The organism is Pseudomonas triclosanedens (assembly GCF_026686735.1).
In the GTDB taxonomy this organism is placed as follows: Bacteria; Pseudomonadota; Gammaproteobacteria; order Pseudomonadales; family Pseudomonadaceae; genus Pseudomonas; species Pseudomonas triclosanedens.
Genome location: NZ_CP113432.1, coordinates 5,719,734 through 5,732,039, shown reverse-complemented (window position 1 = coordinate 5,732,039; position 12,306 = coordinate 5,719,734). Strand labels below are relative to the sequence as shown.

The following is a 12,306-nucleotide window of genomic DNA, read 5'->3' as shown; positions in this document are numbered from 1 at the left end:
TTCGCGGAAGCGGCGTTCAGCGGTAGATGCCGTTGCGTCCGTGCGCTGCCATTGCCCGGTTGCCGCGCTCGGCGATCATCTGCGACGGCTGCACCAGTTCGAAACCCTGGGCCTTGAGGGTGGGCAGCACCCGTTTGAGCACCGCGAGGGTTGCCGGCTTCGGGTGGCCGATCATCACTACCGTCCCCTGCTTGCGCGCCAGTTTCAGGCCGCGCTCCATCTGCTCCAGCACCGCCGCTTCGCTCGGGTCGTCATCGAGGAAGACATCCCGCGACAGGCTCGCCAGGCCAACCTTCTGTGCTTCGGCGGCAGCCACGGTGGCGGCGCTGGTGCGGCTGTCGAGAAGGAACAGGTGACGGCGCTGCAGCTCGCCCGCGAGCCAGGCCATCGCCGGACGGTCGGCGGTCATGCGGCTGCCTTCGTGGTTGTTCAGGCCCTGTGCGTAGGGGACTTTCGCCAGCGCCGCGTCGAGCCTGCGGGCTCGCTCGTCCTGGCGCAGTTCCGGGCGCCAGGCGAAGTCTCCGCCGGCCGGGTCCATCGGCATGTGCAGCATCACCGTGCGGCCACGGCGGTGCGCTTCGCGGGCCAGCTCGGCGGCGTGGGGGGTGTCGGGAATGATCGCCAGGGCGATGGCGGGGGAGATATCGAGCACCTGGCGGTCGCGCGCCAGATTCTGCCCGAGGTCGTCGATGACGATGCTGACCAGCGGCTTGCCGCTGTCCGGCCGGGACGTCGCGGTCACCGGCTGGCACAGCAGTGCGCCAAGGCCAAGGCCGAACAGCAGCCGGGCCAGGCGCATCGGTCAGTTGTTGCCGCGGCTGACGCTGAGTCCTTTCAGCAGGCTGAGGGCTTGGCTCATCTGGTAGTCGCTGTCCTGCGGGCGCTCCACCGGCGGCTTGCCAGCGGTGGTGGGACGGTCCTTGCCGCCGTTGCCGTTGGCCAGGTGGCCCTGCAGGTCGGCTTCCTTGAATCCGTCGAATTCGCTCTGCTCGCGGGTGACCTTGGCGCGTTCCACCTCGATATCCGGGGTGATGCCCTGGGCCTGGATGGAGCGGCCATTGGGCGTGTAGTACAGCGCGGTGGTGAGCTTCAGGGCACGGTCGTTGTTCAGCGGCAGAACGGTCTGCACCGAACCCTTGCCGAAGCTGTCGGTGCCCATGAGGATGGCGCGCTTCTGGTCCTGCAGGGCTCCGGCGACGATTTCCGCCGCCGAAGCGCTGCCGCCGTTGATCAGCACCACCAGCGGTACTCCGTCGCTCGGGTCGCTCGGGTCGGCGGAGAAACGCAGCTCGGAGTTCGGGATGCGCCCCTTGGTATAGACGATCAGCCCCTTGGTGAGGAAGGCGTCGGCCACTTCCACCGCCGACTGCAGCACGCCGCCGGGATTGTTGCGCAGATCGAGGATCAGGCCCTTGAGCCGGCCGTTGTTGTCCTTGCGCAACTTGGTCAGTGCCTTGACGGTCTCTTCACCGGTGTTGACCTGGAACTGGGTAATGCGCAGGTAGCCGTAGCCGGGTTCCAGCATCTGGCTGCGTACGCTCTTGACCTTGATGATGGCGCGCTTGAGTTCGACATCGAACGGCTTGCCGCCGCCGCGAACGATGGTGAGGGTGATCGGCGAGCCGGCCTTGCCGCGCATGCTGTCTACAGCCTCGTTCATCGACTGGCCCTTGGTCGGCTTTCCGTCGATCTTCACGATCAGATCGCCAGGCTGGATGCCGGCGTTGGCTGCTGGAGTGTCGTCGATCGGCGAGATCACTTTGACGAAGCCATCCTCGCTGCCGACCTCGATACCCAGGCCGCCGAACTCGCCGCTGGTGCTTTCCTGCAGCTCGGCGAACTCTTCCGGGCCGAGATAGGCGGAGTGCGGATCGAGGTTGCTGAGCATGCCCTTGATGGCGTTTTCCAGCAGGGTCTTGTCATCCACCGGCTCGACGTAGGCGGCCTTCACGCGGTCCAGGACCTCGGCGAAGGTGCGCAGCTCGTCGAGCGGCAGCGGAGCCTCCTTGCCGTTGGCTGCTGGAGCGGCTGGCGCATCGGCGGCCTGGACCGCACCTGCGCCGAGCAGCAGGGCCAGAGCCAGGGTAGTGAGACGGAAAGCGTGAGACATGTATGGCTCCTAAGGCGTGTCCGCCGTTTATCCCTGCGTGCGACACCAGGTAGTAGGGTCCGCCGGGCGGCCCTGATGGCGAATGGCAAAGTATACCGCCGGGGTGCTCTGCCCACCGCTGGCGCCGACGGTGGCGATGGGGTCGCCTGCTTTGACGGTGTCGCCGGCGTCCTTCAGAAGGCTTTGATTATGCCCATAAAGGCTGAGGTAGCCACCTCCGTGGTCGAGAATGACCAGCAGGCCGGCTCCGCGCAGCCAATCGGCGAATACCACCCGCCCTCCGTGCACGGCGCGCACCGTGCTGCCAGCGGAGGCGCCGATCAGTACGCCGTCCCAGGTGGCGCGGGGATCGTCGCCGCGCGGGCTGCCGAAGCGCGCCAGCACACGACCGTTGACCGGCCAGGGCAGCCGCCCCTTGGCTGCGCTGAATGCACCACCGAAACCTTCGCCGCTTGATACCAGTGGGCCGCTGTAATCCGGGCGTCTGGATGGGGTTGCGGGCTTTTCGCCACGCGCGGCCTGTTCCTGCTCTCGCTTGACCCGCTCGCGCTCGGCGGCCAGCGCGCGCTGGCGGGCCTCCTCGGCTTCGCGGGCCTGACGGGCGAGGGTTTCCTCGATGGTCTTCAGAACCTTGTTCAGCTCGGCCTGATTCTGCTCGCGCTCCTTGAGTTTGCGATCGCCGCTCTGAAAGTCGCTGTTCAGCCTGGCCAGCGTCTCCTGACGCGCCTTGCGGGCCTCGGCCAGCTCCTGGCGACGCGACTCCAATGCATTCTGCTGTTCGATCTGCTGGTTCTTCTGCGCGGTGATTTCCTGCTCGACGTTGCTCAACTGGCGCAGCGTCTCGTTGAACGCAGTGAGCTGTTCGAGGCGCGCCTTGTTGATGTAGTCGTAGTAGGTGAGGGTACGGCTGAATTTCTCCGGGTGTTCCTGGTTCAGCAGCAGCTTGAGGTATTCCTGGCGGCCACTCTGGTAGGCGGCGCGGGCCTGGATGGCGATCAGTCGCTGCTGCTCAATGCGCGCGTCCTGGAGTTTTTTTTTCTCCGAATCGAGGCGCTGCAGCTCTTGCTCGTTCTTCTGCATGTCGTCCTGGATCTGCTTGATCTGCTTTTCCAGGTCGCCCATCTGGGTCTCGGTGGACTTGAGCTGCTTCTGCACCCCGGACTTTTCATCCTGGATGTTCTTCAGGTTCTTCTTCAGCTCGTTGATATCTTTCTGCGTCTGCTCCAGCTGGCGCTGGGTGTCGGCACGATCATCGGCAATGGCCGCGAGCGGGCTCAGGAGGCAGATCAGCAGCAGCGGGATGAGGGCGCGGGGCATTGGGCGGCGGGCACCTGGATTCTGGACCGGGCTAGTATGCCCGTGGCGGGCGCTAAAAAAAACGCCCCAGGCCGCATGGCGTGGGGCGTTTGCTCTGACTGGCGGGATACTGCTCACGTTCCCGTCGAATCGTCACCCTTTAAAGAAGGGTGACGATCGATTTGCCGGTCATCTCTTTCGGCTGCTCCAGACCCATCAGATTCAGCAGGGTCGGCGCCACGTCGGCGAGCACGCCGCCCTCGCGGATGCTGAGCTTGCGCTTGCCGACATAGACGAACGGCACCGGCTCGCAGGTGTGTGCGGTGTGCGCCTGCCCGGTCATGGCGTCTTCCATCTGCTCGACGTTGCCGTGATCGGCGGTGATCAGCGCTTCGCCGCCGACCTTGTCCAGCGCCTCGACGATCCGACCAACGCAGGTATCCAGGCACTCGACGGCTTTCACCGCGGCCTCGAACACGCCGGTATGACCGACCATGTCGCCGTTGGCATAGTTGACGATGATCACGTCGAAACGCTGGTTCTCGATGGCGTCGACGATCCTGTCGGTAACTTCCGGCGCGCTCATCTCCGGTTGCAGGTCGTAGGTGGCGACCTTGGGCGACGGGATGAGGATGCGCTCTTCACCCTTGAACGGTTCTTCGCGGCCGCCGGAGAAGAAGAACGTCACGTGGGCGTATTTCTCGGTTTCGGCGATGCGCAGCTGGGTCTTGCCATTCTTGGCCAGGTACTCGCCCAGCACGTTGTCCAGGGACTCGGGCTTGAACGCGCTGGGCGCTGGAATGCTTGCCGCGTATTGCGTGAGCATCACATAGCTGGCCAGCTTCAGTTCGCGCTGACGCGGGAACTCCTTGAAGCCCGGCTCGACGAAGGCTCGCGACAGTTCGCGGGCGCGGTCGGCGCGGAAGTTCATGAAGACCACGGCATCGCCGTCTTCTACGCGAACCTGCTCGCCGATACGGGTGGCATTGACGAACTCGTCGCTCTCGCCGCGCTCGTAGGCGGCCTGCAGCGCGCCCAGGGCGGAGTCGGCGGTGAATTGGGCAGTGCCTTCGGTGATCAGGTTGTAGGCGGCCTCCACTCGATCCCAGCGGTTGTCGCGGTCCATTGCGAAGTAGCGGCCGATGATGCTCGCGGTGCGGCCCTTGCCCAGGCGAGCGAAGGTGTCGTCGAGCAGCTTCAGGGACGGCTCGGCACTCTTGGGCGGAGTGTCGCGGCCGTCCAGGAAGGCGTGCAGGTAGATTTTTTCGGCACCGCGTCTGGCGGCCAGTTCGGCCATCGCGACCAGGTGATCCTGGTGGCTGTGGACGCCGCCGTCGGAGAGCAGGCCGAGGATATGTACGGCCTTGCCGGCGCCGGCGGCCTTGTCCACCGCTTCGGTGATGACAGGATTCTCGAAGAACTCGCCGTCGCGGATCGCCTTGGTCACGCGGGTGAAGTCCTGATACACGACGCGGCCGGCACCCAGGTTCATGTGGCCGACCTCGGAGTTGCCCATCTGGCCGTCGGGCAGGCCGACATCCATGCCGGAGCCGGAGATCAGGCCGTGCGGCTGGCTGGCCAGCAGACGGTCCCAGTTGGGCTTCTTCGCGGCGTAGATGGCGTTGTATTCCGGGCTATCGCTATGGCCGAAGCCGTCCAGAATGATCAGGACCAGCGGTTTGGGCGTTGCAGTCATAGGTACGGCTCTTTCCGGGAACAGGGGCAGAAAAGGACCGACATTTTACCTTTTGGTGCCGACAGGCGCCACGATTCGCAGGGTTCAGCCGTCAGAATGGCGCGTGTATACTGGCCGGCATTTTTACGTCTGGATGTCCTGTGCCATGTCCTCGTTCTTCCCTCGTCTGATCGAATTCGCCACCAACCACTACCTGCTGGTAGGGGCGCTGGTCGTGCTGCTGGTGCTGCTTGCCCTGCATGAGATGCGCAAAGGCGGCAAAGCCCTGTCGACCCGCGAACTGACCGCCCTGGTGAACGCCGAACAGGCCGTGGTCCTCGATATCCGTCCTGCCAAGGAGTTCTCCGCCGGCCATATCGTCGATGCGCTGAACATTCCGGCGGACAAGCTGAACGCCCGTATGAGCGAGCTGGAAAAGCACAAGGCCAAGACCATTATCGTGGTCGACGGCATGGGCCAGCATTCGGGAACCTGGTGCAGCGTCCTGCAGAAGGCCGGCTTCAATGCCGCCAAGCTGTCCGGTGGTATCGGCAGTTGGCGTGGTGAAAACCTGCCGTTGGTGAAGTGAGATGTCGTCGGTCTTGATCTATACCAGCGCGTGGTGCCCTTATTGCATCCGTGCCAAGGCTCTGCTGGATCGCAAGGGTGTCGCCTACGAGGAAATCTCGGTGGACGGCAAGCCGGGTATCCGCGCCGAGATGATCGACAAGGCAGGGCGCACCTCGGTGCCGCAGATCTGGATCGGCGATACTCATGTCGGCGGCTGCGACGATCTTTACGCGCTGGAACGCGCGGGTAAGCTGGATACGCTGTTGTCGGCGTGATCCCCAAACTTGAAACGAAGCACAAGAAGGTCCCGAAATGACTGAACAAGCCAACGGCGCAGCCGAGCAAGACAACAACCCGCAGTTCTCGCTGCAGCGCATCTACATCCGCGACCTGTCCTTCGAAGCGCCCAAGGCGCCGGAAATCTTCCGCCAGGAGTGGCAGCCAAGCATTTCCATGGACCTCAACACTCGTCAGAAGCAGCTCGACGGCGACTTCTACGAAGTGGTGCTGACCGTTTCCGTAACCGTCAAGAACGGCGAAGAGACCGCGTTCATCGCCGAAGTGCAGCAGGCCGGTATCTTCCTGATCAAGGGCCTGGATGCTTCGAGCATGAGCCATACCCTTGGCGCGTTCTGCCCCAACATCCTATTCCCCTACGCCCGTGAGACCCTGGACAGCCTGGTTGTCCGCGGCTCCTTCCCGGCACTGATGCTGTCTCCGGTGAACTTCGATGCGCTGTACGCGCAGGAGATCTCCCGTATGCAGGCTGCCGGCGAGATCCCAACCCCGTAATTGCGGTGGCAGTGGAAGAAAGGCGCCTTCGGGCGCCTTTTCTTTGCCTGCGATTTGGCGTTGATCGAATTCTGACCATTAGCCTGCGAGGCGCGCCAAATCTGGCGCCTGCCTGGTTATCCACAGGGTATTCCAGCAGTTGCCCAGTCCCTCTGTGGGTAAGCGCGATGTCTTGGGATCTGTCGGTCCTCATTTGGTGCGTGCGCACTAGCAGAGCGCAGGCTCGTGGCCCGGGCGTGCGGGTTTGGCTGCGTGACACCATCTGCACGCAGGTGGGAACGTGGCCCGAGGGAATGCTGCACCCTTTGATTTACGGGGCTTCTGATGATTCGAGCTGTGCTGGGCTGGGTGCTTGCGTCATCTTGGCACGCCCTCTGCAATAGCCCAATCAACAGTGATTTCAGGGGGCCTCGGTACAGGCAGGCTGGGGAAACCCCTCTTTTACATCCGCGAGCGTGTCGCTTTCAGCAGCGACCCTCGCCAACGGTTCGGGGGTCCTGGTACAGGCAGGCCGGGTAAGCCCCCCTTTTATGCCGGCAGGCGCGCCACGGCGCCCTGCGCACCCGTTAGGGGCCCTGGTACAGGCAGGCCGGGTAAACCCCTCTTTTATGCCTGCGGGCACCGCTGAGAGGTTGCCCGCCCACGCCTACTCGGATCGGACCCGGATGTTCAGCCGCCAGCGCCCATCCACTTGCGCACTGTCCCAGTCGCCGCGCAACGGGCGGGTCGATACGAGGGTCAGGAACACCCCATTTCCCTGCGGTTCCAGCTTCCAGCGCAGTGGCACGTCGCCAATCCGCGATTGCCCCTGCTGCGCCGCAGCAGAGGCGCCGATACGTAACGCCAGTGCCCCCTCCAGGTGCCCGGCCTGTACCTCGGGCTGGCGGTCCAGGCTGAGTTGCAGGCCGTTGGCGGAGGGTTGAATAGCAAGCACTCTGGGCATTTCGGCGACCGGGTCGAGCAGGCGGCCGATCATCAGCCCCACCAGCAGCCCGCCCACGCACAACGAAACCATCACCCGCAGCAGCGGCCTGGGCCTGGGAGTAGAATGCCGTCCGTTCTCAGGCTCGGAGCGTTGCATGTTCCACGTGATCCTTTTTCAACCGGAAATTCCACCCAATACCGGCAACATTATCAGGCTGTGCGCCAATGCGGGTTGCAGCCTGCACCTGATCGAGCCTCTGGGGTTCGAACTGGACGACAAGCGCCTGCGTCGCGCCGGGCTGGACTACCACGAGTACGCCAGCGTGCGTCGCTACGCGACACTCGATGAGTGCCTGGAGCAGCTAGGCCGCCCGCGTCTGTTCGCCTTCACCACCAAAGGTTCGCAACCGTTCCACGAGGTCGCCTACCAGCGTGGAGATGCGTTCCTGTTCGGCCCGGAAAGTTGCGGTTTGCCGGAAGAGGTCCGCGATGCCTTGTCGCCGGAACAGCGCGTACGCCTGCCGATGCGTCCTGGCTGCCGCAGCCTGAATCTGTCGAATACCGTGGCGGTGAGCGTCTACGAGGCGTGGCGGCAACTCGGCTTCGGCATGGAGTGAGGCTGTTCGTTTTTTGATCGATTGGCGCGAGCCATGATGCCGTCAGGCTTCCAGCCGCTTGTCCCCGGTTTATCCACAGGCAGGCGCACAATGGCTGTGGGCAAGCGGAAATTCCTGCACAGAAAGCATGCAACCCTGCAGACCCCGCGTCTCCTGGGGTGTAGCACGTTCCTTCCCCGCTCCGTGCACAAGCTTATCCACAGGTTCTGGGGATGGATGCAGCCCTCCCGCTGGCCGCTGTGGCCATGGGGCTGCGAGTTCTGGCGGGGCGCACGATGCGAAGCGATGGCTCTCTTCAATTCCAGCGCCGCGATATGAAAAGGGGCCTTGCGGCCCCGTTTCGTCAGGCGATGTCAGTCGTCGCCATCGTCGTCCGGGCCGTCGATCTTCATGCCCAGTTCCTTGATCTTGCGCGTCAGGGTGTTGCGGCCCCAACCCAGCAGCACGGCGGCGTCGCGGCGGCGTCCGGCGGTGTGCTTGAGGGCGGTCTCGATCATGATCCGCTCGAAGGCCGGCACGGCGGTGTCGAGCAGGCTGGACTGGCCGCGACCCAGGGCCTGGTCGGCCCAGTGGCGCAGGGCCTGTTCCCAGTTGGCCACGGGCACACTGTCCTGCGGCTGGGTCAACAGTTCCGGCGGCAGGTCGTCAATGTGAACCTCGCGGCCGGAGGCCATGACGGTGATCCAGCGACAGGTGTTTTCGAGCTGGCGGACGTTGCCCGGCCAGCCGAGGTTCTTCAGGTACTCCTCGGTTTCCGGCTTGAGCAGCTTGGGTTCCACTGCCAGTTCCTGTGCGGCGCGGGCGAGGAAGTGCCGGGCGAGCGCCGGAATGTCTTCGCGGCGGTCCGCAAGGCGTGGAATGTGGATGCGGATGACGTTCAGGCGGTGGAACAGATCCTCACGGAACTTGCCTTCGCGCACCAGGTTTTCCAGATTCTGGTGGGTGGCCGCGATGATTCGTACATCCACTTTCACCGGGGTGTGGCCGCCGACCCGATAGAACTCGCCGTCTGCCAGTACGCGCAACAGCCGCGTCTGGGTGTCGGCTGGCATGTCGCCGATCTCGTCGAGAAACAGCGTGCCGCCGTCGGCCTGCTCGAAGCGTCCGCGACGTTGGTTGGCCGCGCCGGTAAAAGCGCCTTTCTCATGGCCGAACAGTTCGGACTCCATCAGGTCCTTCGGGATCGCTGCCATGTTCAGTGCGATGAACGGCGAAGTTGCGCGCGGGCTGTGGCGGTGCAGTGCATGGGCGACCAGCTCTTTGCCGGTGCCCGACTCGCCATTGATCAGCACGGTGATGTTGGAGTGGGAGAGCCGGCCGATGGCACGGAATACCTCCTGCATCGCCGGTGCCTCGCCGATGATCTCCGGGGTGCGCGTCTGGTTCGCCGGCGCTTCCAGGCCTTCCTGCTCATGGGCATGCTGGTTGGCGCGTTTGACCAGGGCGACGGCCTCGTCGACATCGAACGGTTTGGGCAGGTATTCGAAGGCACCGCCCTGGTATGACGCCACGGCGCTGTCCAGGTCGGAGTGCGCGGTCATGATGATCACCGGCAGGCGCGGGTGGACCTCGCGGATCTGCGCAAGCAGATCGAGGCCGCTGGATCCGGGCATGCGGATGTCGGAGATGATTACGTCCGGCTGCTGGCGTCCTAGCCGGTTCATCACGCTGTCGGCGCTGTCGAAGCTGACGGTGGTCATGCCTTCCTGTTGCAGGGCTTTTTCCAGTACCCAGCGGATGGAGCGGTCGTCGTCGACGATCCAGACGGTCTCTGAACGGCTCATGGTCAATGCACTCCTTGTTCCAGGGGCAGGAACAGACTGAATACGGTATGGCCGGGATGGCTCTCGCATTCGATCAAACCCTGGTGCTGGCTGATAATGTTCTGGGTAATGGCCAATCCGAGCCCGGTGCCGTCGGCGCGGCCGCTGACCATCGGATAGAAGATGGTGTCCTGCAGTTCGGCGGGAATGCCCGGGCCGTTGTCGATGATTTCCACCTTGCACACCAGGCGATGGCGGGTGTGGCCAATGGTGAACTGGCGAAGGGTGCGGGTGCGCAGGGTGATGCGGCCGAGCCGGAGTTCGTTCTGCGCGGAGATCGCCTGCATGGCGTTGCGCACGATGTTGAGTACGGCCTGGATCATCTGTTCGCGGTCGAGCAGCAGGTCGGGAATGCTCGGGTCATAGTCGCGCACCAGCGGAATGCTGCCCTGGGTTTCCGCTTCCACCAGGCTACAGACGCGTTCCAGCACTTCGTGGATGTTGGTGACCGCCAGTTGCGGCAGTTTGTTGGAACCGAGCATGCGGTCCACCAGGTTCCGCAGGCGGTCGGCTTCTTCAATGATGACGTTGGTGTAGTCCTTGAGCGCCTCGTCCGGCAACTCGCGGGAAAGCAACTGCGCCGCGCCGCGAATACCTCCCAGCGGATTCTTGATTTCGTGGGCCAGGCCGCGTACCAGCAGTTTGGTGGTCTCCTGCTTGGAGAGCTGCGCTTCTTCCTTGGTGATGCGCATCAGCCGGTCGCGCGGATGGACTTCCAGCAGCAACAGGGTTTCGCGGCGGTTGAGGATCGGCGTAACTGCGTAGTCGACCGTGATGGTCTGGCCAGTCAGAGAGGTCAGGGTCGCCTCGCGCTTGGTGAACGGGTGTGCTTCCTCCACTGCTTGGCGCAGCGACTGCAGAGCCTCGGGGGACTCGGTGAACAGTTCGCTGATGAATTGCCCGTGACTGCGCTGCCCGCTGACTGCCAGCAGCATTTCCGCCGCGGGGTTCATGTACTCCAGGCGCAACTCTGCATTGAGCAGGATTACCGCCGTGGTGAGGTTGTCGAGCAACAGGCGGAGCTGGGTTTCTGTAGGCATGGCGTAAGAGATGTCCCAAGACTGTGCGGAAAATGCAAAAAGCAAACCAGGCCCTGAAAAGACGCGCCATTCGGCGCCTGACGCTGAAATGCAGTGCGCAAGCGAAGGCGCAGGCCGCCAGAAGTGACCTAAAACGGGGAGAGTATAGAAAGTGGTGCAGTCATATGCACCGAATTGGTGCATTGAGCGGCGGCGCCACCTCTCATCGGGAGGCGACGCTGGCTTGCGGGGTCGCGGTCGGCGCGGGGACTTGTCCGAAGGCGGCACGGAACATGTGGAAGGGTTGGGCGGGCGTCTGCTCCACCGTGCGGCCGAGGGTATCGATGATTTCCACCGACAACTGATGAGTGCCGCGGTCGATGTTGTCCAGCGGGAAGACCGGGCTGCGGCCAGGCGCGCCGACCGGTTCGCCATCCAGCAGCAGGCGGTAGAGATGGCCGGGAAGCAGGCTGGGGTCGCTGGTGACCGAGACGATCAGTTTGCCGTCGTTGGCGCGGATGGTGGCATCGGGCTCCGGCACGATTATGCGCAGCAACTGATAGGCGGGCGGGCCCGCCGGCAGCGGGGGGGCCACCGGAGCGTAAAGCGGGCGGGGCATGATCGGCGCGGCCTTGTTGGTCGGGGTCAGTTCCAGGCGCTGGGCGTTGCTGCGCGTGGGCTGGTCGGTGAAGACGCGATTGCCGTCCTTGTCGATGTAGGTGTAGACCTCGGCGCTGGCTGACAGGCAGGCCAGCGTCGACAACAGGAAGATCACCAGATGACGCATGTTCAGCCGCCCGACCTCGGTTTGACCTGCGGTCGCGCGGGGCTGTTGGTACTGATCCGCTGCAGGGTGAAGGTCACCGGCGAGCTGCTCTGGATCACGCGGGTGCCCTGGACAACCTGCACGGCGAGGGTGTGTTCGCCACGATCGATGTTGTCCATTGCGATGGTCGTGTCCCTGGTTGGAGCGCCATAGGGCTGGCCGTCCAGCAGCAGTTGCAGCTGGTGATCCATTTCCAGCGCCGGCTGCACCACGACATCGACGTTGAACGAGCCGTTGTTCGCCCGCAAGGCTTCATCGTTGGGCACGTTGCTCAGCGCGAGGATGGTATAGCCGGCTGCCTGGCTGCCGGTGCCGTCGATGCCTGCCTGGGTGGTGCCGCCTGCGGGGCCCTGCGGACCGACAGTATTGGTGGGTGGCAGTTGCACTGGTTGGGCGTCGACGTTGGTAGGCGGCTGATTGGTGAACACCGTCTTGCCGTTGGCGTCGGTGTACTTGTAGATCTGCGCACTGGCCGGCAGCGTGGCGGCGAGCAGCAGGGCGGTGAGAATCAGGCGCATGGGCGGTCTCCGGATGATCGTGCCAAGCCTTGCATTGCCGACGGCGGCTGGCAAGTTGCCAATTGTGAATCAGCATGGCAGCTCACAGTGTGCGTTGCCGCTTGCCGGCGAACCTTTTGCGCGAGGACGCAGTCCC

13 protein-coding genes are annotated in these 12,306 nt (G+C 64.0%); 4 read left to right on the top strand and 9 right to left on the bottom strand.

Annotation, left to right across the window (positions count from 1 at the left end):
* Positions 1-16: 16 nt before the first annotated feature.
* From OU419_RS26530 to gpmI, 4 genes are all read right to left on the bottom strand, one after another.
* Positions 17-799 carry a divergent polysaccharide deacetylase family protein gene (locus OU419_RS26530; protein WP_254476123.1) on the bottom strand — a complete coding sequence of 261 codons (783 nt, stop codon included), beginning with the start codon at positions 797-799 and terminating at the stop codon, positions 17-19.
* Between the two features lie 3 nt (positions 800-802).
* The gene (locus OU419_RS26525; RefSeq protein WP_254476125.1) at positions 803-2,110 is read right to left on the bottom strand and encodes a S41 family peptidase; all 1,308 of its coding nucleotides are present in this window, start codon (positions 2,108-2,110) and stop codon (positions 803-805) included.
* 27 nt (positions 2,111-2,137) lie between these two features.
* On the bottom strand, positions 2,138-3,427 hold the full coding sequence (envC, locus tag OU419_RS26520; protein WP_254476127.1) for a murein hydrolase activator EnvC: 1,290 nt from the start codon (positions 3,425-3,427) through the stop codon (positions 2,138-2,140).
* A gap of 139 nt (positions 3,428-3,566) precedes the next feature.
* Positions 3,567-5,102, bottom strand: coding sequence for a 2,3-bisphosphoglycerate-independent phosphoglycerate mutase (gpmI, locus tag OU419_RS26515; RefSeq protein WP_254476129.1), 1,536 nt, complete (start codon positions 5,100-5,102; stop codon positions 3,567-3,569).
* A 145-nt stretch (positions 5,103-5,247) separates the two neighbouring features.
* Between gpmI and OU419_RS26510 the strand changes: the two genes are divergently transcribed.
* Genes OU419_RS26510 through secB form a run of 3 tightly spaced genes read left to right on the top strand, consistent with a single transcriptional unit; the run spans position 5,248 to position 6,443 of the window.
* On the top strand, positions 5,248-5,670 hold the full coding sequence (locus OU419_RS26510) for a rhodanese-like domain-containing protein (protein ID WP_254476131.1): 423 nt from the start codon (positions 5,248-5,250) through the stop codon (positions 5,668-5,670).
* Position 5,671: 1 nt separating this feature from the next.
* Positions 5,672-5,926, top strand: coding sequence for a glutaredoxin 3 (grxC, locus tag OU419_RS26505; RefSeq protein WP_254476132.1), 255 nt, complete (start codon positions 5,672-5,674; stop codon positions 5,924-5,926).
* Positions 5,927-5,963: 37 nt separating this feature from the next.
* Entirely contained in the window at positions 5,964-6,443 is a 480-nt protein-coding gene (secB, locus tag OU419_RS26500) for a protein-export chaperone SecB (RefSeq protein ID WP_254476134.1), read from the top strand.
* Positions 6,444-7,089: 646 nt separating this feature from the next.
* On the opposite strand, the gene OU419_RS26495 is transcribed toward secB, so the two are convergent.
* A complete protein-coding gene (locus tag OU419_RS26495) occupies positions 7,090-7,524 on the bottom strand; it encodes a hypothetical protein (RefSeq protein WP_254476136.1) in 435 nt (144 codons plus the stop codon).
* Between OU419_RS26495 and OU419_RS26490 the strand changes: the two genes are divergently transcribed.
* The gene (locus tag OU419_RS26490) at positions 7,523-7,984 is read left to right on the top strand and encodes a tRNA (cytidine(34)-2'-O)-methyltransferase (RefSeq protein WP_254476138.1); all 462 of its coding nucleotides are present in this window, start codon (positions 7,523-7,525) and stop codon (positions 7,982-7,984) included. The genes OU419_RS26495 and OU419_RS26490 overlap by 2 nt on opposite strands.
* Positions 7,985-8,337: 353 nt before the next feature.
* Here OU419_RS26490 and ntrC read toward each other — a convergent pair whose 3' ends face one another.
* The 4 genes from ntrC to OU419_RS26470 all read right to left on the bottom strand — a co-directional run bounded on the left by ntrC (position 8,338) and on the right by OU419_RS26470 (position 12,170).
* Positions 8,338-9,768 (bottom strand): two-component system response regulator NtrC, encoded by a 1,431-nt coding sequence (gene ntrC, locus OU419_RS26485; protein WP_254476140.1) that lies wholly within the window; start codon positions 9,766-9,768, stop codon positions 8,338-8,340.
* A gap of 2 nt (positions 9,769-9,770) precedes the next feature.
* The gene (gene glnL, locus OU419_RS26480) at positions 9,771-10,847 is read right to left on the bottom strand and encodes a nitrogen regulation protein NR(II) (RefSeq protein WP_254476142.1); all 1,077 of its coding nucleotides are present in this window, start codon (positions 10,845-10,847) and stop codon (positions 9,771-9,773) included.
* A gap of 202 nt (positions 10,848-11,049) precedes the next feature.
* The gene (locus OU419_RS26475) at positions 11,050-11,613 is read right to left on the bottom strand and encodes a DUF4124 domain-containing protein (protein WP_254476144.1); all 564 of its coding nucleotides are present in this window, start codon (positions 11,611-11,613) and stop codon (positions 11,050-11,052) included.
* Between the two features lie 2 nt (positions 11,614-11,615).
* Positions 11,616-12,170, bottom strand: a complete 555-nt coding sequence (locus OU419_RS26470; RefSeq protein WP_254476147.1) for a DUF4124 domain-containing protein — start codon at positions 12,168-12,170, stop codon at positions 11,616-11,618.
* Between the last annotated feature and the right edge of the window lie 136 nt (positions 12,171-12,306).